The 25264-nt window shown below is 71.9% G+C and carries 23 protein-coding genes; 11 read left to right on the top strand and 12 right to left on the bottom strand.

Annotation, left to right across the window (positions count from 1 at the left end; translation table 11 throughout):
• The gene (locus ACWC5C_RS14880; RefSeq protein WP_450875786.1) at positions 1–555 is read left to right on the top strand and encodes a hydrolase; all 555 of its coding nucleotides are present in this window, start codon (positions 1–3) and stop codon (positions 553–555) included.
• A gap of 10 nt (positions 556–565) precedes the next feature.
• Here ACWC5C_RS14880 and ACWC5C_RS14875 read toward each other — a convergent pair whose 3' ends face one another.
• Together ACWC5C_RS14875 and ACWC5C_RS14870 are read right to left on the bottom strand one after the other, a co-directional pair.
• Positions 566–2275 carry an ABC-F family ATP-binding cassette domain-containing protein gene (locus ACWC5C_RS14875; RefSeq protein ID WP_450875785.1) on the bottom strand — a complete coding sequence of 570 codons (1710 nt, stop codon included), beginning with the start codon at positions 2273–2275 and terminating at the stop codon, positions 566–568.
• Positions 2268–3905, bottom strand: coding sequence for an ABC-F family ATP-binding cassette domain-containing protein (locus tag ACWC5C_RS14870; RefSeq protein ID WP_450875784.1), 1638 nt, complete (start codon positions 3903–3905; stop codon positions 2268–2270). Before ACWC5C_RS14870 ends, ACWC5C_RS14875 begins: the two co-directional genes overlap by 8 nt.
• Positions 3906–4233: 328 nt before the next feature.
• On the opposite strand from ACWC5C_RS14870, the gene pqqA reads away from it, so the two are divergent.
• The 7 genes from pqqA (at position 4234) to ACWC5C_RS14835 (ending at position 9617) form a co-directional block, all read left to right on the top strand.
• Entirely contained in the window at positions 4234–4341 is a 108-nt protein-coding gene (gene pqqA / locus ACWC5C_RS14865) for a pyrroloquinoline quinone precursor peptide PqqA (RefSeq protein ID WP_450875783.1), read from the top strand.
• 46 nt (positions 4342–4387) lie between these two features.
• Positions 4388–4579: a hypothetical protein gene (locus ACWC5C_RS14860; RefSeq protein WP_450875782.1), complete on the top strand. Its 192-nt coding sequence runs from the start codon at positions 4388–4390 to the stop codon at positions 4577–4579.
• A gap of 52 nt (positions 4580–4631) precedes the next feature.
• Positions 4632–4904 carry a pyrroloquinoline quinone biosynthesis peptide chaperone PqqD gene (gene pqqD, locus ACWC5C_RS14855; RefSeq protein WP_450875781.1) on the top strand — a complete coding sequence of 91 codons (273 nt, stop codon included), beginning with the start codon at positions 4632–4634 and terminating at the stop codon, positions 4902–4904.
• Positions 4897–6045, top strand: coding sequence for a pyrroloquinoline quinone biosynthesis protein PqqE (gene pqqE, locus ACWC5C_RS14850; RefSeq protein WP_450875780.1), 1149 nt, complete (start codon positions 4897–4899; stop codon positions 6043–6045). The genes pqqD and pqqE overlap by 8 nt, the downstream gene beginning before the upstream one ends.
• The gene (gene pqqB / locus ACWC5C_RS14845; protein WP_450875779.1) at positions 6042–6929 is read left to right on the top strand and encodes a pyrroloquinoline quinone biosynthesis protein PqqB; all 888 of its coding nucleotides are present in this window, start codon (positions 6042–6044) and stop codon (positions 6927–6929) included. Before pqqE ends, pqqB begins: the two co-directional genes overlap by 4 nt.
• Positions 6930–7386: 457 nt before the next feature.
• Complete coding sequence (locus tag ACWC5C_RS14840; protein WP_450875778.1) at positions 7387–8325, top strand: ParB and winged helix-turn-helix domain-containing protein; 939 nt, start codon at positions 7387–7389, stop codon at positions 8323–8325.
• A gap of 158 nt (positions 8326–8483) precedes the next feature.
• Positions 8484–9617, top strand: a complete 1134-nt coding sequence (locus ACWC5C_RS14835) for a GDSL-type esterase/lipase family protein (RefSeq protein WP_450875777.1) — start codon at positions 8484–8486, stop codon at positions 9615–9617.
• A 56-nt stretch (positions 9618–9673) separates the two neighbouring features.
• Here the strand turns inward: ACWC5C_RS14835 and ACWC5C_RS14830 are convergent, their stop codons facing one another.
• The 3 genes from ACWC5C_RS14830 to ACWC5C_RS14820 form a co-directional block, all read right to left on the bottom strand.
• Positions 9674–10222 carry a hypothetical protein gene (locus tag ACWC5C_RS14830; RefSeq protein WP_450875776.1) on the bottom strand — a complete coding sequence of 183 codons (549 nt, stop codon included), beginning with the start codon at positions 10220–10222 and terminating at the stop codon, positions 9674–9676.
• Between the two features lie 117 nt (positions 10223–10339).
• Positions 10340–10897 carry a DoxX family protein gene (locus ACWC5C_RS14825; protein ID WP_450875775.1) on the bottom strand — a complete coding sequence of 186 codons (558 nt, stop codon included), beginning with the start codon at positions 10895–10897 and terminating at the stop codon, positions 10340–10342.
• A 238-nt stretch (positions 10898–11135) separates the two neighbouring features.
• Positions 11136–11642, bottom strand: a complete 507-nt coding sequence (locus ACWC5C_RS14820; protein WP_450875774.1) for a metallophosphoesterase family protein — start codon at positions 11640–11642, stop codon at positions 11136–11138.
• A 55-nt stretch (positions 11643–11697) separates the two neighbouring features.
• Between ACWC5C_RS14820 and ACWC5C_RS14815 the strand changes: the two genes are divergently transcribed.
• A complete protein-coding gene (locus ACWC5C_RS14815) occupies positions 11698–12165 on the top strand; it encodes a nuclear transport factor 2 family protein (protein ID WP_450875773.1) in 468 nt (155 codons plus the stop codon).
• A gap of 58 nt (positions 12166–12223) precedes the next feature.
• Positions 12224–12775: a tyrosine-type recombinase/integrase gene (locus ACWC5C_RS14810; protein ID WP_385439228.1), complete on the top strand. Its 552-nt coding sequence runs from the start codon at positions 12224–12226 to the stop codon at positions 12773–12775.
• A gap of 46 nt (positions 12776–12821) precedes the next feature.
• On the opposite strand, the gene ACWC5C_RS14805 is transcribed toward ACWC5C_RS14810, so the two are convergent.
• The 5 genes from ACWC5C_RS14805 to manD all read right to left on the bottom strand — a co-directional run bounded on the left by ACWC5C_RS14805 (position 12822) and on the right by manD (position 21005).
• Complete coding sequence (locus ACWC5C_RS14805; RefSeq protein WP_450875772.1) at positions 12822–16328, bottom strand: phosphodiester glycosidase family protein; 3507 nt, start codon at positions 16326–16328, stop codon at positions 12822–12824.
• Between the two features lie 150 nt (positions 16329–16478).
• Positions 16479–16895 (bottom strand): YchJ family protein, encoded by a 417-nt coding sequence (locus tag ACWC5C_RS14800; RefSeq protein WP_450875771.1) that lies wholly within the window; start codon positions 16893–16895, stop codon positions 16479–16481.
• A gap of 43 nt (positions 16896–16938) precedes the next feature.
• Entirely contained in the window at positions 16939–18330 is a 1392-nt protein-coding gene (locus ACWC5C_RS14795) for an MFS transporter (protein WP_450875770.1), read from the bottom strand.
• A gap of 33 nt (positions 18331–18363) precedes the next feature.
• Positions 18364–19791, bottom strand: a complete 1428-nt coding sequence (locus tag ACWC5C_RS14790) for a mannitol dehydrogenase family protein (RefSeq protein ID WP_450875769.1) — start codon at positions 19789–19791, stop codon at positions 18364–18366.
• Entirely contained in the window at positions 19788–21005 is a 1218-nt protein-coding gene (gene manD / locus ACWC5C_RS14785) for a D-mannonate dehydratase ManD (protein ID WP_385439239.1), read from the bottom strand. Before manD ends, ACWC5C_RS14790 begins: the two co-directional genes overlap by 4 nt.
• 106 nt (positions 21006–21111) lie before the next feature.
• Between manD and ACWC5C_RS14780 the strand changes: the two genes are divergently transcribed.
• Positions 21112–21867 (top strand): GntR family transcriptional regulator, encoded by a 756-nt coding sequence (locus tag ACWC5C_RS14780; RefSeq protein ID WP_450875768.1) that lies wholly within the window; start codon positions 21112–21114, stop codon positions 21865–21867.
• A 51-nt stretch (positions 21868–21918) separates the two neighbouring features.
• Here ACWC5C_RS14780 and ACWC5C_RS14775 read toward each other — a convergent pair whose 3' ends face one another.
• Positions 21919–24495: an alpha-L-arabinofuranosidase C-terminal domain-containing protein gene (locus tag ACWC5C_RS14775; protein WP_450875767.1), complete on the bottom strand. Its 2577-nt coding sequence runs from the start codon at positions 24493–24495 to the stop codon at positions 21919–21921.
• A 98-nt stretch (positions 24496–24593) separates the two neighbouring features.
• Positions 24594–25190, bottom strand: a complete 597-nt coding sequence (locus tag ACWC5C_RS14770; protein ID WP_450875766.1) for a DUF4291 domain-containing protein — start codon at positions 25188–25190, stop codon at positions 24594–24596.
• Positions 25191–25264: the final 74 nt, after the last annotated feature.

The raw sequence follows: 25264 nt of genomic DNA, 5'->3' as shown, positions 1-25264 counted from the left end.
ATGCTGGTAGACGTGGACAGGGCGGCGGTCGTCCTCTTCGACATGCAGCTGGAACTCATCCCGCTGCTGCTGGACGGCACACAACTGCTGCACAACACCTGCTGGGTGGCGGAGGTGGCACGGGAATTCGACCTCCCGGTGCTGCTGACCGAGCACAAGAAGCTGGGCGGGCTCTCCCTCTCCCTGCATGAGGCGGCCGAGGGCGCGCCCCGGCTGGAGAAGGAGCACTTCGACTTCCTCCGCGAAGATCCCATCGAGAACCACGTGGTGTCATCGGACCGGGACCAGTACGTGCTGGCCGGTGCCGAGACCCACGTGGTCCTCTTCCAGTCGGCGATGAGCCTGATCGAGCGGGGCAAGACGGTGTTCGTACTGGCCGACACCTGCTCCGCCCGCAACCAGGCGGACCACGAGCTGGGGCTCGCCCGGCTGCGGCAGAACGGGGTGCACCTGATCACACGGGAGATGTTCTTCTTCGAGCTGATCAGGAACTCGGAAGACCCCCGCTACCTGGAACTGGCCAAGAAGTACCTCGACGGGCGCTACATCCGCTAGCGCAGCGGCCTCAGCCAGGCCGGACCAGCCGCCCGCCGGACAGCTCCAGCAGCCTGTCCCGGTGGCGCTCGCGCAGCGCGCGGTCATGGGTGACCATGACCACCGGCCCGGTGAAGCCCTCCACCGCCTCCAGCAGCTGCTCGACCAGCACCAGGCTGAGGTGGTTGGTGGGCTCGTCGAGCAGCAGCAGATGCGGTTGCCGGGCGAAGAGCAGCGCGAGTTCGAGACGGCGCCACTGGCCCACGGACAGCCGGTTCGCCGGGGTGTCGAAGTCGGCGGGTCCGAACAGTCCGAACCTGGTCAGCTCGGCCGCCGCGTCCTCGACATGGGCCGCGCGGCGAGCGGCGAAGGTGTCCAGCAGATTGCCGCGCTCCGCGCCGAAGTCGCTGTCCTGCGGCAGATATCCGATGTGCAGCCCCGGCGCGCGCTCCAGCACCCCGGCGTCGGGGGCCCGCTCGCCCGCCAGCACCGACAGGAGCGTCGACTTGCCCGCGCCGTTCGGGCCGGTGATCACATACCGGGCGCCGGGCGCCAACTCCAGGTCGGCGTCCCGCAGCACCTCACCGGCGGTCAGGCCCTCGGCCCGCAACAGCACCCCGTCGGCCGGTTCCGGGACCCCGTCCGCCGGGTCCGCCTCCGGCGGGGGAGTGAAGGTCAACGGCTCCGGCGGACGCGGCACTTTGTCGTCCAGCAGCCGCCGCAGCTGCTGCTGGGCGGAGCGGGCCGTACGGGCTACGGCCGCCTGGGCGGCGCTCCCGGCGGCGTTGTAGGACAGCTTGTCGTTGTCGCCCCGGCCCCCGAAGACACGGCCGCTCGTATGGGCCCGGTGCAGCCGCCGCCGCGCCTCGGCCAGCTCCTGGCTCCAGTCGCGGTACCGCTGCCGCCAGCGCTCCTGGGCCGCGGCGCGTTCGTCCAGGTAGTCCCGGTAGCCGCCGCCGTAGCGCACGGTGGAGCCGCGGGGGCCGTCCAGGTCGACGATGGCGGTGACGGCCGTGTCCAGCAGCACCCGGTCGTGCGAGGCGATCAGGCACGGGCCCTGGTACCGCGCGAGCCACTGGACGAGCCAGTCCACCGCCCGGTCGTCCAGGTGGTTGGTCGGCTCGTCCAGCAGGAGACCGGCCGGTTCGGTGAGCACCAGCGAGGCCAGCGCCAGCCGGGCCCGCTCGCCGCCCGAGAGGGTCCGGGTGTGGCGCCCTCGGTCCAGCCCGGCCAGGCCGAAGACGTCCAGCACCTCACCGACGCGGGCGCCGAGCTCCCAGCCGCCCCGGCGGCTGAACTCCTCCTGCAGACGGCCGTACTCCTCCAGTACGGCGTCGAGGTCGCCCTCGGCGGAGGCCATCCGCTCCTCGGCGGCCGTCATCCGCGCGGACAGCTCCCCGAACTCCGCGGTCGCCCGGCTGAGCACGTCCTCGATGGTGGCGTCGGCGGGGAAGTCCGGCCGCTGCGGAAGAAACCCCACCTGGCCGGTCACGGCGCGCACGACCTGGCCGCGCTGCGGTGTCAGCTCTCCGGCGAGCGCGCGCAGCAGGGTGGACTTTCCCCGGCCGTTCTCCCCGATCAGGCCCACCCGCTCGCCGTGGGACACCTTGAGGGAGACGTCGCGCAGCACCATGCGGTCCCCCAGCGCGCAGTGGAGGTTCTCGCCGAGGAGGTGCGCGGAGCGGTGGTCGGCGGAGAGGACGTCCTGCCCTCCGGTCTGTGGTGTGGATGCGTCAGTCACCGGCGGGCGCCCCGGTCTCGCGCAGACGGCCATCCGACATCCGCAGCCAGCGGTTCACCCCGATCTCCTTGAGGAACCGCTCATCGTGGCTGACCACGATGAACGCGCCCTCGTACGAGTTGAGCGCCCCCTCCAGCTGCTCGACGCTGTCGAGGTCGAGGTTGTTGGTCGGCTCGTCGAGCAGCAGGAGCTGTGGCGCGGGCTCGGCGCCCAGGACACAGGCCAGGGTGGCGCGCAGCCGCTCACCGCCCGACAGCGCCCCGACCGGGAGATGCGCCGCGGGACCCCGGAAGAGGAAGCGGGCCAGCAGATTCATCCGATCCGCCTCGGGCTTCTGCGGCGCGTAGGAGGCCAGACACTCCGCGACGCTGCGGTCCAGCGGCAGCGTGTCGAGGCGCTGGGAGAGGTAGGCGACCCGGCCGTCCGCCCGCTTGAACTCCCTCGCCCGCGCGTCGAGTTCACCGTTGATCACGCGCAGCAGCGTGGACTTGCCGACGCCGTTGGGGCCGGTCAGCGCGATGCGCTCGGGTCCCCGGATCGAGAGGTCGACGCCCTCGCCCGAGAACAGCTCCCGTTCGCCGTACCGGACGTGGATCCCCTCGCCGAGGAAGACGGTGCGCCCCGAGGGCACGTTGGTGTCGGGCAGCTCCAGGGTGATCCTGCGGTCATCCCGCAGCGCCCGGCTCGCCTCGTCCAGCTTGGCCTTCGCGTCGGCGAGGCGCTGGCCGTGCGTGTCGTTCGCCTTGCCCGCCGACTCCTGGGCGCGGCGCTTGAGCGTACCGGCGGCCATCTTGGGGATGCTGCCCTTCTTGGCGGCCTTGGCGCCGACTCCGGCCCGGCGCGCGGCCCGCTCACGGGCCTGCTGCATCTCCCGCTTCTCCCGCTTGACCTGCTGTTCGGCGGTGCGGATGTTCTTCTCGGCGGTTTCCTGCTCGGCCCGCACGGCCTCTTCGTAGTCGGTGTAGTTGCCGCCGTACAACCGCATGTCGCCCGTGTCGAGTTCGGCGATCCGGTCCATGCGGTCGAGCAGCTCCCGGTCGTGGCTGACCACCAGCAGAGCGCCGGGCCAGTTCTCCAGCACACCGTAGAGCTTGCGGCGGGCGTCGAGGTCGAGGTTGTTGGTCGGCTCGTCCAGGAGCAGCACATCGGGCTGCTTGATCAGCTGGGTCGCGAGACCGAGGGAGATGACCTGGCCGCCGCTGAGGGCGTGCAGCCGCTGGGTCAGCGGGATGTCGCCGAGGCCTAAGCGGTCGAGCTGGATACGGCTGCGCTCCTCGATGTCCCAGTCGTTGCCGACCGTCGTGAAGTGCTCCTCGCCCACATCCCCGGAGGCGATGGCGTCCAGCGCCTGGATGATGGGGGCGATGCCCAGCACCTCGGCCACGGTGAGGTCGAGGGTGAGGGGGAGGCTCTGGGGGAGATAGCCGAGCAGGCCCTTGACGGTCACGCCGCCGCGGTTCGGGCTGAGTTCGCCCGCGATCAGCCGGAGCAGGGTGGACTTCCCGGCGCCGTTCGGCGCGACCAGGCCGGTGCGGCCGTCACCCACGGACCAGGACAGATCCTGGAACACCGGAGTGCCGTCGGGCCAGGAGAAGGAGAGATTCGAGCAGACGATAGCGGCTTCGGACATGAAGGGAGGCCTCGCAGATGACGCGGGCGCACAAAAGCGGCCCGGAGGGTGCGGTGGTCAAGGCATGGGGATACGACCACAGACGGCTGACGCGCATCTGTGTCCGCTGACATCCGGATCATCCGGAGATGTCGTCGTCACCCGCCACAACCACGGTTGCCTCTCCTTTGTCGCACATCACTCGCACTTCACCCTACCAGAGGCGGTCGTTGCCGCCCCGCGTTGAACACCGGGCCGGATATTGCCGCCGTCTCGCGGGTGTCGTTAGCCTCACTCTCGCAACTCTCGCACATTCGACAAACACCGTTCTGTGAAAGGGAGTAGTCGTATGCGGACAGCCGACAAGGAACGCCGAGTCAAAAAGGCCTGGCACCGTCCCGATTTCGTTTCCTTCGACACCGCGCTGGAAGTCACCGCGTACTTCGCCCGCGACTGACGCACGGTCGCTGATAAGGGCGCAGTCATTTCGATGTCCGTGACGCATGAGGTCGGCGCCCCGTGGAGCGAGGCCGAATTCCGGAAGGCGCTCGTCGGACTCCTCCTCGGGCGGTGCGGAGAAATGGCTCAGGCTGGCCGAAGCGGTCGGGCTCGGTCAGGACGAGGTGCTCTCCGAGCGCCTCGTCCTGCCGGGTGTGCGCTTCGCGGTGGACATCGAGGTGGTGGGCCCCGGCTGAGCGCCGTCCTCGACGCGCTCGACTACCACTCGGGAAACGGAGGTACGCGCACATGACCGGCCTGCCAGAAACCACGGTGCCGCGGCTGCGGACCGGAGTCCGGCTGACCAGCGATCCGGTACGCGGCGAGCTGGCCCTGCTGCCCGAACGCGTCGTGGTGCTCAACGACACCGCGGCGGCGGTGCTCGCCCTCTGCGACGGCGCGTCCGACGTCGGCCGCATCGTGGAGCGCCTCGGCGAGGAGTACGAGGGCGTGAGCGCGGACGACGTCTTTGAGCTGCTGCGGCGGCTGGCGGAACGCCGGGTGGTGGATCTCGATGGCTGACGCCACCGCCCGTGACGCGACCGCCCATGACGCCACCGCCCGGCCCCCGCTGGGCATGCTGATCGAGCTGACCCACCGCTGCCCGCTGCACTGCCCCTACTGCTCCAACCCCCTGGAGCTGGTCCGCCGCTCCGAGGAGCTGACCCGTGAGCAGTGGTCGGACATCCTGGCCCAGGCCCGCGCGCTCGGCGTCGTACAGACGCACTTCTCCGGCGGTGAGCCGCTGGCCCGCCCGGATCTGCCGGAGCTGGTCGGCCGGGCGCGCCAGCTCGGCGCCTACGTCAACCTCGTCACCAGCGGCGTCGGCCTGACCGCCGAGCGCGCGCGGGAACTGGCGGAGCGCGGAGTCGACCATGTGCAGCTCTCCCTCCAGGACGCCGACCCCGGCGCCGGAGACCTGATCGCCGGGGCCCGGGTGCACGCCGCCAAGCTGAAGGCTGCGGAGGCGATCACGGCCACCGGGCTGCCGCTCACCGTCAACGTCGTCCTCCACCGCGCCAACATCGACCGGGCCGAACAGATCGTGGACCTCGCCGTCGGTATGGGCGCCGACCGGATCGAGCTGGCCAACACCCAGTACTACGGCTGGGGGCTGCGCAACCGCGCCGCGCTGCTGCCCACCCCGGACCAGCTCGCCGCCGCGCGCCAGGCCGTACGGCGCGCCCGGGACAAGCACGCGGGCGGTCCCGAAATCGTCTACGTGACCGCCGACTACTACGCGGACCGGCCCAAGCCGTGCATGGACGGCTGGGGCAGCACCCAGCTGACCGTCACCCCCACCGGGGACGTGCTGCCGTGCCCGGCGGCGTACGCCATCACCACGCTGCCGAGGGAGAACGCGCTGCGCCGCCCGCTGTCCGAGATCTGGTACGAGTCGCAGGCGTTCAACGCCTTTCGCGGCACCGGCTGGATGCGCGAACCGTGCCGTACCTGCCCCGAGCGCCACACCGACCACGGCGGCTGCCGCTGCCAGGCGTTCCAGCTCACGGGCGACGCGGCGGCCACGGATCCGGTCTGCGGCCTCTCCCCGCACCGGCCGCTGGTCGACGCGGCGCTGGAAGAAGGCCTGGAAGAAGGCATGGAAGCGGGCCTGGCGGCGGCCGACCTGGCGTTCGTCCCCCGGAAGCCGGTGGCCCCATGAGGGTGATCCTGCTCGGCACCGCCGCGGGCGGCGGGTTCCCGCAGTGGAACTGCGCCTGCGCGCTGTGCGCCCGCTGCCACCGGGGCGAACTGCCCGCCCGCTCCCAGGAGTGCGCGGCCGTCAGCGGCAACGGACGCGACTGGTGGCTGCTCAACGCCTCCCCGGACATCCGCACCCAGCTCCTCGCCACGCCCGCCCTGGCACCCGGCCCCGGGCCACGGGACACCCCCGTGCGCGGCGTGCTGCTCACCGACGCCGAGGTCGATCACGCCCTGGGGCTGACCATCATGCGCGGCGGCGCGGACCTGACTGTGCACGCCGCGCCCCCGGTCATCGGCGCGCTCACCGCCGACCTGCCGCTGCGCGGCCTGCTGGACCGCTATGCGCCATGGGAGTGGCGGGACGGCACCGGCTTCGACCTGGCGGGCGGGCTCACCGTCACCGCGCACCCCGTCAGCGCCAAGGCCCCCAAGTACGTCGACGGCCCGGACCCCGGCGCCCCCTGGGTGAGCGCCTACCGTGTCGAGGACCCGGCGACCGGCGGCGCCCTGGTCTACGCCCCCTGCCTGGCCACCTGGCCGGACGGGTTCGACGACCTGCTGGCCTCGGCGTCCTGCGCCCTGCTGGACGGGACCTTCTTCAGCGCCGACGAACTGGGCACGGCCGTCCGCTCCGGCGACGCCGGTCAGTCCCTGATGGGCCATGTGCCCGTGGCCGGACCCGGCGGCAGCCTGGCGGCCCTCGCCCGCCACCCGGGGCTGCGCCGGATCTACACCCACCTCAACAACACCAACCCCCTTCTCGACCCCTCCTCTTCCGCCAGTGCGGCGGTGCGGCGAGCGGGCGCGGAGGTCCTGGCGGACGGCAGCGAACTCATCCTGTGAACCATGTACCCCATCGTGCGGGCATTCGCCCGGCGCGCCACAATGGGGTACTACTTCGCCGGTTATCGGTAATTGTCCGCCGCGGCTTCGACCCCATGTTTCCGGAACGCAGTTCCGTGCAATTCTCCTACGCCGTTGAACGCCCGGTTCTGTGTACAGTGCAGCGGTGCGCCGAGGGTGTTCGAAATGTGGGGGAGATGAGTCGGTGAACCTCTTTCATCCTGAACAGCGCGGGTAGTGCTAGGGGAGTTCGCGGTGTCCCATCGGTGCCCCGCCAGGGCGCCGCCCCAGGGACGCCTCCCCGACCAGGCCATTTCACCCAGGCGACTCAGGATGAAAGAGGTTCAGTCACATGGCCGACCGCAGCGCACATCCCCTGGAATCCGAGCAAGAGGATTCCGACGTCCCGTCCAGGGCGCGGACTTTGACCCGGGCGTTCCCCCAAGAGGCCGAGCCCGTGCCGATCTCGTCGCTCGTGCCCGGTCTCTCTCCGCGGCTGCGAGGAGAAGACGCCGCGCATGTCGCCCGGCTGGCGGAAGTTGACGGTCCGCTTCCGCCGATCGTCGTGGAGCGGTCCACGATGCGGGTGATCGACGGCATGCACCGCCTCATGGCCGCCTGGACGAAGGGCCAGGAGACCATCGAGGTGCGCTTCTTCGACGGCACGGCCGAGGAGGCGTTCCTCCTCGCGGTCCGGTCCAACATGGCGCACGGCCTTCCGCTGTCCCGGGAGGACCGCCGGGCGGCGGCGGCGCGCATCCTCGTCTCGTCTCCGCATCTCTCGGACCGGACGGTCGCGCGCACCGCCGGTCTCGGTGCCAAGACCGTGGCCGGGCTGCGGTCCACCCTGACCGATGTGACACCGCATCCGAAGGCCCGTATTGGCAGGGACGGCAAGGTCCGGCCGTCGGACAGCGCGGAAGGCCGCAGGAGGGCCGCCGAACTGCTGACGGAGCGCCCGCACGCCTCCCTGCGCGAGGTGGCGCGGACCGTCGGCATCTCACCGGCGACGGTCAGCGATGTCCGGAAGCGACTCGCCTCCGGCCGGCTCCCCGTGCCGGACCGGAATGGGCACCCGAAGCAGTCGGCCACCGGCACGAAGAGCTGCGCCACCTCGCTGGGCAGGACCGCCGGGGCCACCGTGAGCGCCATCAGGCCGATGCGGCCGACCGACTTGTCGCCCATGGTCAAGCTGTTACGCGATCCGTCCCTGCGGCACAAGGAGAGCGGCCGCCGGTTGCTTCGTCTGCTGCAGCGCAGCGCCATGCAGCGGCAGGAGCTGCTGAAGCTGGCCGAGGCGGTGCCCTCGCACTGTACGGATCTGGTGGCCGACCTGGCGAGGGAATACGCGGGCATGTGGGCGGAGTTCGCGCAGGAAGTCGGCGAAACCGGCTGAAGAGTCACAGATCGCTGGACGCGGCCCGGCGGCAGGCCGCAGGATGCGTATTCACATTCTCAGCGGTCCTCCAGCCATGCCCGGCGGGTGTTCAACTGACGCGACAGCGCAGTTGAACACATGGTGAGACCGCCGACGGGGGAAGGAGAGGGCCCATCATGGGTGTTCGATGGCTGGCGGGGTTCAGGAGCGCGGTGATCAGCCCCTACGAGAAGCTCCGGTTCGACGAGCCCCGGGTGTTCCGCGATCAGACGGTGCGTCAGATACTGCGTCTGGCCGGTGGCGGTGAGCAGGTGCGGGTGTGGCTCTCCAATCGGTACGGCCACGCCCCCCTGACCGTGGCCGACGCCAGGGTGGCCGTGCGCGGTGGCGGCGACCGGATCGAGACGGCCACCGATGCCGCGCTGCGTTTCGGCGGTTCGCGGCGGGTGACGGTGCCCGCGGGCGGCGAGGTCGTCAGCGATCCGGTCGCGCTGCCCGTGAGGGCGGGCACCGACCTGGTGCTCAGCCTCTATCTCCCGGAGGACACCGGACCGGCCACCTACTCCCACACCAGCGTCGAGACGGCCTATGTCGCGGCCGGGGACCGCGCCGGTGCGGCGGGCCTGCCCGGTGCCGAACAGGTCCAGGCCGGGTTCTATGTGACCGGGGTCGATGTGCTCGCGGAGCGGGACACGCCGGTCACCGTCGCGTTCGGGGACTCCTGGTTCGAGGGCGTCGGCACCACCCTCGGCGCCAACCGGCGCTCCGTCGACGCCCTCAACCGCAGGCTGCGGCACGGCTGGGTGGTCAACCAGGGCATAGGGGGGAACCGGCTGTTAGCCGACGAGATAGGCGAACACGCCTTGGCGCGCTTCGAGCGCGACGTGCTGTCGTGCGGGAACGCCCGGCACGTCCTGGTGCACTTCGGCATGAACGACCTCGGACTGCCCGGCATGCTCGGCCTGCCACCGGTCACGGCCGATGAACTGATAGCCGGATTCACCGAGTTGGCCGCGCGGGCGCACGACGCCGGACTCGCGATCCACGCCGCGACCCTGGGCCCCTTCGCCGGGGCCGTCCCCCCGAACAACATCACGCCCGAGGGCATCACCGTACGGCGTGAGGTGAACGACTGGATCCGCGACAGCGGCACCTTCGACACGGTCTTCGATGTCGCCCGGGCCGTGGCGGACCCCGCCCGCCCGGACCATCTCCACCCCGCCTTCGACAGCGGCGACGGCATGCACCTCAACGACGACGGGGCGCGGGCCATGGCCGCGACGGTCGATCTCGGCGCGCTCGGATCCTGACCCCCGCGACCCGCCCGGTCATCCCCCGCGAAGATCCGCCGGACAGGGCCTGGCGCTCATCTCGGCATCTCGGTGGCCGTCCCGTTCAGTGCCCCCGGGCCGTGCGCGGTCCCGTTCACCGGGCCCGTGGCCCGGGCGGGGCGCTCCAGGATGCCGCGGTCGGCGGGAGCGTCCGCGGCGGTGGCGCCGGGCGGCGGGCCGGAGGTCTCGGTGGTGCTGTGGGAGCCGCCCTGACCGGCGCCGCCGGGGGCCGCCCCGGCGTGGCCGCCGTTGGTGGAAGGGGCGGAACCGTTGATCTTGTCGATCGCCTGCCGGGCCTGCTCGCCCGGGGACCGGGTCGTGGGCTGCGCCGAGGGCGACGGCGGGGGCGCGGGCTGGTTCCGCTCCAGCTGGGGCTTGGCGTGGGCGGCGCTGCTCATGGCCTGGGTGCGCAGCCGGTGGCTGACCGCCTCGTCCAGGCTCACCGGCCGGTGCATCTGGGCGGCCAGCCGCCCGGCCTCCTGACCCAGCGCGGAGACCACGTCCCACGGCAGGTGGAGCACCAGACGGACTTCCGCGTCCCCGTCCGGGAGGGCTTGGATGGGAGGCGTGAACCGTTCAGTCATGAGCTGGTTCCTCCGTAGGGTTCGATCCGCGCCCCGCATGCCAGGGCACGTACAGAGCCATACGGAGAACCGCCGCGCCCCGTTCACCGTCAGCCGGACGGATCGGGGCGTGCCACGTCACGCGCGCAGCAGGATGAGGATCGTCGCCAGGATCGCCGCGAGGACGAGCGCTGCCACACCATAGCCGAGCCGCTGCGACCGCAACCCCGGAATGAGCCCGTCGATGGCGATACGCCCCGACCCGCTCAGCGCGAGACCGGCCGCGCATACGCCGATGAGCAGCGGAAACTCAAAACCGCCGAACAGGCCGAGCTTCCAGGTGGCGGCCACCGCGTTGGCCATGGTGCCCGCCACGGCGGCCCCGGCCAGTGGAGTGAGCAGGCCCACGGCGAGCCCCAGCCCGCCCAGGGTCTCGGTGAGCCCCGCGCAGACGGCCATCGCCCGGGGCGCCGGGTAGCCGAGGTGGGCGAATTCCACGGCGGTCCGGGAGATCCCGAGCCCGCCCCACCAGCCGAACAGATGCTGCGCCCCCCGCGCGGCGACGATCAGCCCGACCCCGAGCCGCACCACCAGCAGGCCGACGTCATGGGCGCGCAGCACGCCCGGTGCGCTCCTGGGCGAGGCATGGGCGGGCGTGCCCATCGGAGGAGTGCTGTCTTCGCCGTAGTACGCCATGGCGCCCTCGTCGGGTCGGGGTTCGGTGTGCGGCCACCGAGCCGGAGAAGGATATGTTCCTTATGTTCACTTTGTCGCAACCGGGCCGCGGGTTCAATCCGTGCGCCCATCGAGGGCACCGAGGCCTGCCGCGGCCGTGATCGCCGTCTTGGCCACGCCGGAGCCCCGACGCCGATCGCCCACCCCAGGGCCCGGCCCCGAACAGGGCGAGGCCCGCCGTCAGCAGCGCGCGGCGCCCTCAGTGGCGGGGCGGCAGCCGGTGCAGCTCCACGGCGGTCAGCCGTCCGGCCTCGACCGTGGCCGTCAGATACGTACAGTACGGCTGGCGGCGCCGGTCGGTGGGGGAGCCCGGGTTGAGCAGCCGCAGTCGTCCGTCGGCCGATGTGGTGTCCCATGGGATGTGGCTGTGGCCGAACACCAGCACATCCAGCTCCGGGAACCGCTGCGCGCAACGCCGCTCACGCCCCTGCGCCGCGCCCGTCTCGTGTACCACCCCGAAGCGCAGCCCGCCCAGCTCCGCGCGGGCCACCTCCGGCAGCCGCGCCCGCAGCTCGGGCCCGTCGTTGTTGCCGTACACGCCGATCAGCCGGGACGAGCGCGCCTCCAGCAGATCGAGGGTGGCGGTGTCGACCCAGTCGCCCGCGTGGATGACCGCTTCGGCGCGCGCCACCTGGTCCAGCAGCTCGCGCGGCAGCTCCTTGGCCCGTCGCGGCAGATGAGTGTCGGACATCAGCAGAAGACGCACGCGGCGACCGTACCGTGTGAACCGTCAGCCATGGATCACCGCACAGGGAGAGATTGTGACCGAGCGCCCGCCGCTTCCGCCGTTCACCCGGGACACCGCCCTCCAGAAGGTCCGTCAGGCGGAGGACGCCTGGAATTCCCGCGACCCCGAAAAGGTGGCCCTCGCCTACGCCGTCGACTCCCGCTGGCGCAACCGCGTCGAATTCCCGCACGGCCGCCCGGCGATCGTCGACTTTCTGACCCGGAAGTGGGCGAATGAGCTGGACTACCGGCTCATCAAGGAGCTGTGGGCCTTCGAGGGCGACCGCATCGCGGTGCGTTTCGCCTACGAATGCCATGACGCCTCCGGCAACTGGTTCCGGTCCTTCGGCAATGAGAACTGGCAGTTCGGCGCCGACGGTCTGATGACGCGGCGCCACGCGTCCATCAACGATCTGCCCATCGCGGAGGCCGACCGCAAGTACCACTGGCCGCTCGGCCGCCGCCCGGACGACCACCCGGGCCTGAGCGATCTGGGGTTGTGACCCGCCACTCGGCAGAAATAATGTGCCAAGCGGATAATCGGAGGAGAAAGGTGGCGGCGTGACGGCGAAGGCGGGGGAGACGGAGCGGGACCGGTATCCACGGCCGGTGGTGTCGGCCGCGGAGGCGGAGTGGATCTGGCGGCTGCTGTCGGTGCAGGCCCTGGAGAACGGCGCGAAGCCGGAGACGGTACGGCTCGCGGTGATCGTCGGGCTGGCCCGGGCCAGCGGCGCCCGCTACGGCGGACTGCTGCGCTGCACCATGGCCTCACTCGACCTGGACGCGGGATGGGTGACCATCGAACACGGCAAGCACCGGATCCCGCGCCGACACGGTCTGGACGCCGGGACGATCCTGGTCCTGCGCCGCTGGCTGCTGGTGCGCGAGCAGCTGTGCACCGAGCTGGAGGGCTCCATCCCGGACGCGCTGCTGCTCACCGTGCACCACACCCATGACCACGGGGTGACCGTCGCCGCCGGGCTGCCCATCACCCGGCAGGGGCTGGTGCTCTCGTGGCGCCGCTTCGTCCACCGTACGAACGCCCGGTACGCCGCGCGCCGCCCTCCGCTGCCGACCCGCTTCGAACAGGTCCGCCGGGTCTGGGACACCTGATGCCGGTGACCGGTGGGGGCGGAACCCCGCCCCCACCGGTCGCGCTTCACGCCGCGGGCGCCCCGGCCGCCGTCACGGAGAAGCGCGCCTGCGCCGTCGCGCCGCTCACGGCCACCGTGAGGGTCGCCGTACCCGGGCGCAGCGCGATGAGCCTCCCGGTCGCCGGGTCGAACGCGGCGACATAGCGGCCCGGGTGCGCCCGGGCGCGGGACACATCGCCGACGTAGACGTCTCGCGAACCGGTCCAGTCCGCGCTGAGCGGCCCGCCGACCGGCACCGTGCGGGCACCGGCCCCCTCGCCCTGGATCACCGCCGCCGTGACATCCGCGTCCTGCCCGGCGCGCAGCTCGGCCGGTGCGGTGACCGTCAGCCCGTCCACATGGGCCCGGGTCTGCACCGACACCCAGTCGGGCCCGCCGGTCCACGGCGCGTGGCGCGCCTCGGCCCGCTGCCGTGGCGGGACATCGTCGACGCCCACCATCGACCAGCCGGTGAAGCCGCCCTGACCGGGCGGGGTGGCCGGGTTCTTGCCCGCGTTGCCGTTGATCAGATACGGGACGCCGTCCACCCGCGAGGCGTGGAAGGTGCCCACATGGCTGCCGATGAACGCCGCGCCCTTGCCCGTCGTACGGCGGAAGTCGGCCAGCCAGTTCTCCAGCAGCGCGGCCTCCTTGCGGTCGCTCAGCTGGCTGCCCTGCTGCGGGGTGGGGTCGCGCGGCGGGACGTGTTCGATCACCATGACCGAGCCGATGCCCGGGGCGGAGGCGGCCGCGTCCAACTGCTCGCGCAGCGCCTTGATCTGGTCGAAGCCGCCGCCCCTGAGTCTCAGGCTGGAGGTGTCGAGCGTGAGGAACCGGGTGCCCCGGTGGTCGAACGTGCGGTGCGCGGGGCCGAATTCGGCGGTGAAGTTCCCGATCGAGCCGCCCATCACCTCATGGTTGCCCGGCACGTAATACCAGGGCAGGGCGTCGCCCAGCTCCTCGGTGAGCACGCGGCGGGCGAACGCGAGATCGGCGGGGGAGCCCTCGTCCACCAAGTCGCCGTTGATGACCAGGAAGTCGGGCTTCGCCGCCCTGATCTCCCGCAGGGTGCGGCGGGCCTGGGCCACGATCGGGCTGTCCGGGGCGCGGGCCACGAACTGGGCGTCCGACATCACCGCGAACCGCCAGTCCCGGCCCTCGGTGCGGGCGGCCGTGGTGATGAGCGGATCGGGGCGTACGTCCTCCTTCGGCAGCTCGACGCCCGGCGGGACCCGGGCGGTGAGGTCGTCCAGGACGACCTGACCCGTGTACTGGCGGGCGGCGCCCGTCTCCGCGAGGTAGAAGCGGCTCACCTTCAGCGGATACGCGACCCCCGCCGGAACCGTGAAGTCGACATGTCGCCAGCCGGTCCAGGTGACGTACGGGCCGCGCAGCAACTGGTCCGAGCCCGCGCCGTCCTTGAGCTGGAGTGTCGGCCACGCCCCCTTGCCGTCGCCCTTGATCCACAGCCCGAACGACTGCGGCTGGCCGTCCACCGCGATCGGCTCCGGCGGGGTGACATAGGCCGCGCGGGTGGCGGTGGACTGGCTGAAGTCGTACGTCAGCTCCAGCCCGGTGCCGCTGTGGCCATCGGGCGTGGCCTTCGCCGAACCGGAGGCGCGGGCCTGGCTGAACACCCACCGCCCGGCGTCGTCGAAGGACGCCTCCGGCTGATCGGTGAGGCCGACCGTGACGGCGAGTACGGTGACGGCGCCGCCGACCGCGACCCTGACCTGGCCCGCGGCCCGGTCGCCGCGCGCCTTGACGGTGAAGTCGCCCGTGGCCGGATCCGGGGCGATGTCGAACAGCGCGTGGTCGTAGCTCAGCCGGACGTCGGACGGCTCGATGGGCGCGCTGGTGCCGTGCGCGTCCAGGCCGACGATCCCGAAGCGGCCGGTGGCCCCGGCGTCGGCGAGGCCGAGCAGCCGGGTGGTGGGCCGGATCCGGTCCAGCTCGTCCAGCACGCTCAAGCGGAGCGAGCCCCGGGCGGCGCCGCGCCGCGCGACGACCGCCGTGTCGCCGCCGTGGCGCGCGGTGAACGTACCGTCGGCGCCGACCCGTCCGACCCGGGGGTCGGCCGCCTGCCAGTGCGGTGCGCCCTCGGCCGGGCCGTACGTCTCGTCGTAGCCCGCCGCGGTGAGACGGCGGGTCAGCCCCGGGAACACCCGCTCCGGGTGGCCGCCCCGGACCGGATCGACGGTGGGTGCCTCGCTCGCGCCGGTCGCCGTCTCCACCCAGAAGCCCCGGAGGCGGCCGCTGCCGTCGGGGGCGGTGAAGGCGAGACCGTTGGGCACGGGGCGCTCGCTGCCGTCGGACGGACTGTTCTCCACCTGGCCCGTGTCGCTGCCGGGTTCGCGGGCGAGGAGGGTGGACGAGCCGCCGCCGTCGAGGTTGAGCGCGCTGTAGGAGCCCGCGTCCTTCATCATCCGGCCCAGCTCGGTGAGGGTGACCCCGCCGCTGTCCGCCTGCCGCCCGTCCACGGTGAGAACCTGCATCGTCCGGCCGTCGCGGGAGAAGCCGACGGCCGTGCGGGGCGCCGCGACGTTATTGCCCTCGCCCTCGTGGCCGACCGGTTCGCCGTCCACGACGAGGAGTTCACGGCCGCTGACCGCCGTGCGCGGGGTGTCGCCGCTGTCGGTACGCGGCCGGTACTCCCACGACACCGCGTCACCGACCGCCAGCTTGCCCAGGGCGTCCGCCCCCGCGTCACGCCCCAGCAGCACGGTGGCGCCCGCCGGGACCGTCCCCTTGCCGGGCGCTCCGGGCGCCGTGGTGACCTTGCCGTCCACGACCGTGACCTCGGCGGTGCGCCGCGCCCCGTCTACGGTCTGCGCCCGGTCCGCCTCGCCCCACTGGGCGTTGTACGCGCCGATGCCGCCTCCCGGGACGTTGGCGGCGTTGAGCGCCGCGAGCGGACGGGGGCCGTCCGGGAGGGTCAGTGTGCCGTCGAAGTACAGCTGGAGGACGCGCCCCGCGGCGGCCGGGCCGATGCCGACCGCCCTGCCGGAGCCGGACGCGGCGGAGTTGACGATCCGGCCGTCGCCGATGCCCGTGCCTTCGGGGGCGCCGGTCTGGTTGATGTCGAAGAAGTCGCCGTTGATCGCGGCGACCGTGCGGCGCCCCGGCCCGGCGTCGTGCTCCTGGGCGAGCCGGGAGACGGTCTCGCGCCGGGCGACCGTGCCCGGGCGCAGATAGTCGACCTTCGCGCTGCTGGCGAGGTCCACCGAAAGCGCGTCGGCCCGCAGCCACTTGTCCGACTCCAGCCGGTCGTACGAGGTCAGCTTTACCCCGGGGGCGATCGGCCGCGACGTGCGGGCGGTCTGGATGCCGTCGCCATCGGCGATGGTCCGTTGCCCGGACGGCGGGCCCACGGCCGCCGGAGGGGCGACCGGCCGCAGCATCTCCGCCGAGGACCGGGGGAGGGGTTCGGGCGCGGGGGGACTGTCGGCGGCGGCCTGGTCTACGGCGCCCAGCACAAGGGCACAGGCGGCGGCCAGCGCCGCCACGGGTCTGGTGAACGCGACAGGGGACATGGCAGCTCCATGGGGCCATGGGACGCGCGTGGCTTCCACGCACAGCGCCCCAGCATCGCCATGGAGATGACGGAGCGCCAGAAGGCGTGGGCGACATCATGGAGAACAATCCCCGCACGGCTGCCGCCGGTCAGCCCGACGGGGGGCGCGTCAGGGCAGGCTCACGCCGTCTACGTACACCCACGCGCCCCCTTCGCGCGCGAAGCGGCTGTTCTCGTGTTGCGCGCCCGAGCCCCCGCCGCCCCCGCCCTCGTCGTAATGCGCGCGGAACTCGACCGTGCCCGACGAGTGGAACGCGCTGCCGTCCGTCGTGCCGAGGATCTCCAGCCGCGTCCACCGGAGCCCCGGGTCGAGTTCGAGCCGGGGCGGCCGGGTCGTGGAGTGCCAGCTGCGGAGCAGATACGCCTCGTCGCGCACCGCGAAGGCGCTGTACCGGGACCGCATCAGCTGCTCGGCCGTGGCCGCCCGGGCCTCCCCCCGGTGGAGGCGGCCGCAGCAGTCGGCGTAGGGCGCGGGCAGTCCGCAGGGGCAGGTCACAGGGGTGGTACGGCGCGTGCGTCGGGGCATGCGCCCATTGTGCCGTCCCCCGCTCGCGGCCCCGGCCAGGGGCTCAGGCGGCGGAGATCCGCAGGGGTTCGACGCGCTTGATGACCAGACCGTAGGTGAGGGCGCCGACCACGCACAGCGCGCCGGACAGCATCAGCGGTGCGACGAACGAGTGGTTGAAGAAGCCCAGCAGCAGCCCGGTGGTGGTCGAGCCGAGCACTCCGGCCAGGTTGGACGCGAAGTTCTGGATGCCGCCGAGCGAGGCCACATGGCCCGGGGTAGGCGCGACATCGGCGGGCAGGCTGGCCACCGAGGCTGCGGAGAAGGCCAGGCTCGCGTAGCTGACGGACAGCAGCGTCAGGGCCCACATGGCGCTCGGGACGAGCACGGCGAAGGCGATGACCGAGGAGAACAGCATCCCGCACACCAGACAGGTCTTGCGGGCCCGGGTCACCGACCACCCTCGGCGCAGCAGGGTGTCGCTGGTCCAGCCGCCGAGCAGACTGCCGCCGATGGCGACGAGGCCGGGCAGGGCGCCGTAGAAGCCGAGCTTCAGCAGGTCGAAGCCGCGGGCGTCGACGAGGTAGCTGGGGAACCAGGTGATGAAGAAGTAGATGACGTAGTTGAGGCAGAAGAAGCCGATCATCATGCCCCAGACCGTGCGGTACCGGAACAGATCGCGCCAGCGCACCGCGGGCTCCTCCGGCGCAGCGTTCCCGGACTCCTCGGGGGCGTCCTCCAGCCGGGCGCCGCCCGCCGTGACGTAGGCGCGCTCCTCGGCGCTGATCCCGCCGCCCGCCGAGGGCTCGCGGTACGCCTTCAGCCACAGCGCGACCCACAGCAGGGCGACCCCGCCGGTCACCCAGAACGCCATCCGCCAGCCCTGCCAGGCGATCAGCGCGGTCACCACGGGGGCCGCGACGGCGGTACCGGCGCGGGCGCCGTTGTCCCAGACGCTGTTGGCCAGCGCCCGTTCGCGGACCGGGAACCAGCGGGAGACGGACTTGGCACACGAGGGGTAGGCCGGTGCCTCGCCCGCGCCCAGCGCCAGCCGCGCGACCAGCAGGCTGCCGATGCCCCGGACGAATCCGGTGGCGACGGTGACCACCGACCAGACCAGCCCGCCGAGCGCGAACATCTTCTTCTCGCCGTACCGGTCGATCAGCGCCCCGGCGGGCAGCTGGCCCAGCGCGTACGTCACGAAGAACATGCTGAGGATGACGCCCTGCCACTCGGGGCCGATGTTCAGGTCATCGGTCATATAGGGCAGCGAGATGGAGATGGTGGCGCGGTCGATGTAGTTGACGGTCATGCCGAGGAAGCAGAGGAAGACCATCAGCCAGCGGGTGTTGTGCCGCAGGCCGCGCGGGCGCGGTGGCGCGGAGGCGGAGGTGGCGGAGGTGGCCTCGCCCTGGGGTGGTGTGTCGGTGGCGGTGACGACTCTGGGGGTCTTCACGGCGGCTCTCCTTATGAGCGGTGGTACGTGAGGTCAGCGCGTCCGGGCGCCGGAGTGCAGCTCCGCCTCCACGGAGGTGACCAGGGAGGTGTCGTCCGCGAGGTCGTCGGCGCCCAGCAGGCTCAGCAGGCGGCGCAGGGCGTCGCGCGCGGGCCGGGCGTCCCAGGCCCGGCGCAGCGCTTCGGCCTCGGGGTCGTCCAGGGGGTGGTCGCGGGTGACGCGGGCCCAGGCGGCGAGGGCCGACGTCAGTTCCGGGGCGTCCCGTCCGGCGGCGCGCAGCTCGCGCAGCGGGGCCAGCCACCGTTCGGGGATCTTCAACGATCCGTCCATGGCGATCTGCCGGATCCGGTGGTGCATCGCGGGGTTCGCGAACCGGACGACGAGGCTGTCGATGTACGCGGCGAGGTCCAGGCCCTCGGCCGGTGGCAGGCTCCGCGCCGCCTCCGCGCAGTACGCGCGCACGGCCGCCTCGCCCCAGGGCGTGGCGAGGACATCGGCCACGGTCTCGCAGCCCTCGGCGAGGCCACGGTAGGCGAGCAGCGAGTGCGCGCCGTTGAGCAGCCGGAGCTTGGCGGACTGGTACGGGGCCACATCGGCGACGAACCGGGCGCCCGCCTCCTCCCAGCGCGGGCGCTCGGCGGCGAAGATGTCCTGGAGCACCCACTGGGTGAACGGCTCGCCGGTCACCGCGCCCTCGTCCGTCACCCCGAGCGCACGGGCCGCGGCCGCGCGGTCGGCGTCCGTGGTGGCGGGCACGATGCGGTCGACGACGGTGGCGGGGAAGGCCACCGAGCCGGTCATCCAGTCGAGGAGGCGGTCGCGCTCGTCCCACGCGCTCGCCGCCACGAAGTCCCGTACCAGACGCCGCAGGACCGCGCCGTTGGCCGCCATGTTGTCGCAGGAGACGACCGACAGCGGCGCGCCGCTCGCCCGCAGCCGGGCGCGCAGCCCGGTGGCGAGCTGACCGACGACGGTCGCCGGGGCGGCGGCGCTCGCGAGATCGGCGCGCACCGACGGGTCCTCCAGCGCCAGACCGCCGCCCGCCGGGTCGCGCCGGTAGCCCTTCTCGGTCACGGTGAGGGTGACCACGGTGACGTCCGCCGAGGCGATCAGCCCGGTCAGCCGGGCGCCGTCGTCGGTCGCGTGCAGCACCTCGGTCACCGCGCCGACCACCTGGGTGGCCGGGCCCTCGGGCCGCCGCTCGGTGAACGAGTACAGCCCGTCCTGCGGGCGCAACGCGTCCACCACCGCCCGGCTGCGCTGGGTGACCCCGGCGATGCCCCAGCCGCCGCCGTGCGCCGCCTCGGCGGTCTGTGTGGCGAGCGCCTGGTGGGCGCGGTGGAAGGCGCCGATCCCCAGGTGAACGATGCGCGGGCGCAGGGCTCGCGGATCGACCGGCGGGCGGGACGCGGCCGGTACGGCGGACAGGGTGGCCAGGGACAGCCGCTGTGGCGTGCTCACCAGTCGTGCACCGACCCGTCGGTACGGCGGCTCACCGGCAGGTACTTCGGGTCGTACGGGAAGCGGGCGGCCGCCTCCTCGTCCAGCTCGATGCCCAGGCCCGGCGCGTCGGAGGGGTGGAGGGCGCCGTCGCGCAGCTCGTACGTCGGCCGGAACACCTCATGGGTGAGCGGGTCGTGCGCCATGTACTCCTGGATGCCGAAGTTGGGCACGGTGACGTCCAGGTGGACGGCGGCGGCCATGCTCACCGGCGACAGATCGGTGGCGCCGTGGGAGCCGGTGCGCACCTGGTACAGCTCGGCGAGGTGGAAGATCCGCCGCAGATGGGTGATGCCGCCCGCGTGCACGACCGAGGCGCGGATGTAGTCGATGAGCCGCTCGGTGATGAGCTGCTGGCAGTCCCAGATGGAGTTGAACACCTCGCCGACCGCGATCGGGGTGGTGGTGGTCTGGCGGATCTGGCGGAAGGAGTCCTGGAGTTCGGCGGGGGTGGGGTCCTCCATCCAGAACAGCCGCAGATCCTCCACGCTGCGGCCGAGCCGCCCCGCCTCGGTGGGGCTCAGCCGGTGGTGTACGTCGTGCAGCAGGTGGAAGCCGAAGCCGAACCGCTCGCGGACCGCCTCCAGATAGCGCGGCGCGAAGTCCAGATACGCCTCCGTCGACCACGGCTGTTCCTCGGGGAGGGCGCCGGTGGCGGGCTCGTAGACGGTCGCGACCGTGCCGTGACGGATGCCGTACGTCCCGGGGGAGCCGGGTACGGCGGCCTGGGCGCGGATCGCGCGGTAGCCCATCTCCTGGAACTGGGCGACGTCGTCGAGGAGTTCGGGGATGTCGCCGCCGCTGGCGTGGCCGTAGACCATGGCACCCTCACGGGCCTTGCCGCCCAGCAGGTCGTACACCGGCATCCCGGCGACCTTGCCCTTGATGTCCCACAGCGCGGTGTCGACCGCCGCGATCGCGGTCATGGTCACCGGGCCCCGGCGCCAGTACGCCCCCTTGTAGAGGTACTGCCAGGTGTCCTCGATACGGGCGGGGTCGCGGCCGATCAGCAGCGGGACGAGGTGGTCCCGCAGATAGGAGGCGACCGCCAGCTCGCGCCCGTTCAGCGTGGCGTCGCCGAGCCCGGTCACCCCGTCGGACGTGGTCACCTTCAGGGTCACGAAATTGCGGCCGGGAGAGGTGACGATGACCGTCGCCTCCGTGATCGTGGCCATGCGTGTGTGCTCCTCACTGCACCGGCTCCGGGGTGGAGCCCGGGCTATTGGTCGGCTACCATACAAGTACGTCAGCAAGGCGGGTCAAGGGTTGGGAAGGGGTCGGATGGCATCGGCGGAGGGACTGCACGCGGCACGCTCCCGGGGGCGCAACACCCGGCAGCTCGTCCATGAGGTGCTGCGCGCGCGCATCGTCGGCCTGGAGCTGGCCCCCGGCTCGGCCGTATCGGAGAACGACCTGGCGGCCGAGCTGGGCGTCAGCCGCACCCCCGTCCGCGAGAGCCTGATCCTCCTCGCCGACGAGGGGCTGGTGGACATCTATCCGCAGATGGGGACGTTCATCTCGCGCATCCGGGAGCGCGATGTGGCCTCAGCGCAGTTCATCCGGGAGGCGCTGGAGTGCGCGGCGCTGCGCGACGCCGTCGGCAAGGCCACCGCGCGCGATGTGGCGGAGCTGCGGGTGCTGCTCACCGCGCAGGAGGAGGCCGACGAGCGGGCCGACATGGCGGGCTTCTTCCAGCTGGACGAGCAGTTCCACCAGCGGCTGATGGCGGTGAGCGGACACGGCTCGGCGTGGCCCGTGGTCAGCCAGGCCAAGGCCCAGCTGGACCGGGCCCGGCGGCTCTCGCTGCCCATGACGCAGCAGATGTCGCTGCTGATCGGCCAGCACCGCGAGGTGGTCGACCTGCTGGAGGAAGGCGATCTGGACCGGGCCGACGGGGCGCTGCGCTCGCACCTTCGGCTGGTCTTCAGCGATGTGGAGAAGATCCGCGCCAAGCACCCGGAGCTGTTCAGCGACCAGGACGCCCCGCTCCGGCCGCGCCGGGAGAGCGCCCGGCGCACCGCCGCCCGCGAGGACTGAACGCGACAGCGGGGCGGGCCCGGTGTGGACCCGCCCCGCAAGCTGCCTGCCTCAGCGCTTGGTCTTGATCCGCAGGAACGTGACCGAGTCCGCCGGGAAGGTGTACGTGAAGGTGTTCGCCACCCCGTCGAACGTGGACTTCACCGGCTTGATGGGCTGCTCGGCAGCGGTGTTGACCGCCTCCGGCGCGCCCTGGAGCGTGGTGGCCCGCGCCGTCCGCGCCACCTTCCGGCCGCCCAGGTCTCCCAGGTCGATACGGGTGCGGGCGGCTGTGCTCTGCGCGTTGACGACCTTGACGATCAGCTCACCGGTGGCCTTGTCCCGCGTCACCACCTGGCGGAACGGCTCGGCCGCCTTGTCGTCCGTGAAGCCGCCCCACTTCTTGCCGTCCAGGTACAGCGTCACCTGACGGCCGCGCACCTCGACCCGGGCGTCGTAGGTACGCCCGGTCTCGATCTTCGTGGCGTCCTCGGCCATCGTCTGCTTGGCGCCGCCCACCGACTTCTCCACGGCGGAGCGGGTGTTGCCCCAGCCGCCGAGGTTCCACCAGTAGTAGTTGCCGGTGTCCTTGACCCCGAACGCGATGAGGAAGCCCTCCTTGCCGGACTTCTTCGTCGCCTTCACCTTCAGGTCGTAGTCGCGCCAGGCCTTGTCGCCCGCCGTGACCAGGGTGTTCTCGGCGGCGGCGTCGGACTGGACGTACGCACCGTCCCGCACCGACCACGACCCCTTGTCCGTGGCCTTGGTCCACTGCGCGTCATCGCCCGAGAAGTCGTCGCTCAGCAGCGCCGAACCGTCCGCGCCGGTCACGCTCACGTCGTCGTACGCCGCGCTGGTGGCCCAGGTCGACAGGCCGACGGCACCGCTGATCGGCTCGCTGGGGGCGGGCGTGGCGGACGATGTGCTCGGCACCACCTCGTCCCCGACGTTGTTCATGAACAGCTTCTGCGTCTCGTAGCTGGTCGAGCCCCAGGAGGCGGAGTTGTTGAACCAGATCATGTCGGGCCGCCACTGCGTCGCGTCCTCGTGGGCGAGCAGCGGGGCGTACGAGGCCAGCTTGACGACATCGGCGTTGCGCTCCAGGCCCGTCATGAACGCCGCCTCGGTCAGCGCGTTGTACCACTTGTTGTCCTGTGAGGCGTATTCACCGAGAAACACCTTCGGGCCCGAGCGGTCGTAGGTGTCGTAGCGCTGGTTGTTCTCCAGGAACCACTGCGGGCTGTTGTAGTAGTGCTCGTCGACCATGTCGACGCCCGCCGCCCGGTTCAGCGCCCAGGCGCGGTCGAAGGTCTGCCCGCTGTCGTCGGGACCGGAGTTGCTGATCACCGTGATGTCGGGGTACTTGGCCTCGATGGCCTTGCGGAACTCGGTGAACCGTACGAAGAACTCGTCCGGCAGGTTCTCCTCGTTCCCGACCTCCAGATGGGTCAGGCCGAAAGGCTTCGGATGGCCCATCTTCGCCCGCAGCTTGCCCCAGGTCGAGGTCACCGGGCCGTTGGCGAACTCGATGAGGTCCAGGGTGTCCTGGATGTGGCGCTTCAGCAGCGCCGGGTCGTCGGTGGCCTTGTTCTGACCGCAGCCGGTGACCAGCGCGGGCACCACGGGAAGCGCCATCGCGCCGGTGTCCTCGGCGAACTGGAAGTACTCGTAGTAGCCGATGCCATAGGACTGGTTGTAGCCCCAGAAGTTGGCGTTGACGGCCCGCTGCTCGACCGGGCCGACGGTGTCCTTCCACTGGTAGGAGCGCTTGCGCGGCCAGTTCGGCGCCTCGTACGCCTCGTGGCTGCCGGTGTTCACCAGACAGCCGCCCGGGAAGCGCAGGAAGCCCGGCTTCAGCGCGGCGATCTTCTGGGCGAGGTCCTTGCGCAGGCCGTTGGGGCGGTGCTTGTAGGTGTCGCGGGGGAAGAGCGAGACCATGTCGAGCCGGAGTGTGCCACTGCCGCCGGCGGCGACGGTGAGCCGTCCGGAGGTGCTGGAGGTGGCGGCGGTGAGGGTGCCGGTGTACTTGGTCCAGCGGTCGCCGCGCACGGTGGCGCGCAGCGGGCGCGCGAGCGTGTCATCGCCTGAGCCGTCGCCGAGGGCGATGGTCAGCGGGGTTCCGGCGGCCTGGTCGGTGCGCGCCCACACCGAGAAGTCATAGCGCTCGCCCGCCTTGACGGCCATTCCGGTGGTGTAACCGGAGTTGGTCACCCCGTACCGGGCGGCCGATCCGCCGGTGCCGCCGAGCGTCAGCCGCAGATAGCGCCGGTTGCGTTCGTTCAGGCGGCCTTCGTCGTCCACGACCTTCGCCTCGCCGGTGCCGCCGCCGGTCGTGGCCTCGGCCCACGCGGTCATGGGGGTGTACGAGGCGTGGTCGGCGGGGTCGTACTCGAAGGACCGGTTCTGGACCAGCTCGGCGTACAGACCGCCGTCGGCCGCGCGGTTGATGTCCTCGTAGAACACCCCGTACATCGAGTCGTCGATGGCCGGGCCCTTGGCGGCCGGGTCGACGGAGAGCGTGTAGTCGGTGGCGTCCGCCGCCGTGTGCGCGGGAGCGCCGGTGGCGGTTGTGGGGACGGCGGTGACGGTACCGGCGAGCAGGGCGCCGATGGTGAGGGTGAGGCCGAGTCTCCAGCGTGTGCGGGGCATGCGTCTCCCGTTCGAATCGTGTCGTTCGAAATCCCGTACGTCGCTCAGAACTTCGAACGAAAGATATGGGGGAGGGCAGGGCACGTCAACGGATTCGGCTACGCGACCCGAAGGTGGGAGAGGTGGTCATCGGCCGTCGCGTAGGGGCGCTCCTCGGGGAGGCGCTCAGCCGCCGCGTCCAGGTTGCCCGCCCGGACGAGGGCGTGGACCTCGTGGGCCAGGGGCGTGACATCGGTGATGGACACCGTCCACTCGTCCGCGTACCGGCGCGCCGCCTCGCCCGCCAGGCCGAGCTGGAGGGAGCGGTACGGCAGGGCCTGTAGCTGGAGGTCGCGCTCCGGGTCCCACTGGACGCGGGTGGGGGAGCGGTGCAGTTGGCGCTTCCAGGCCGCCTGGTCGGGGTGGAGGCCGCGTACGTAGTGGGAGAGGCAGGCGTTGCGCAGCGCCCACGCGAAGCCCTCGTGGGTGATCTCGACGGCCAGGACCGTTTCCTGGCCCTCCTTCAGGCCCCAGCCGCAGCGGTACATCATCCAGAGGAACGACGGTTTGATCCAGGTCATCCGGTCCCGCTTCCAGGCGGCGGGGAACCGGCCGTCGCGGGCCGCGGGACGGCCGATGTGCGGGGGATACGCCTGATAGACGGTGACCGTGGCCGGGGTGTGCCGTGCACGGATCTGATGGGTCTGGTGTTCCATGGTCAACAACCGTGGCGGGGCGGGCGGTATCCGGCCACTGAATTTTCCGGGAAAGCCATCGCGGTGGCGTGTGT

Source organism: Streptomyces sp. NPDC001700 (assembly GCF_053596435.1).
The sequence above is the reverse complement of the archived record's forward strand: the minus strand, read 5'-3'. Positions and strand labels throughout refer to the sequence as shown.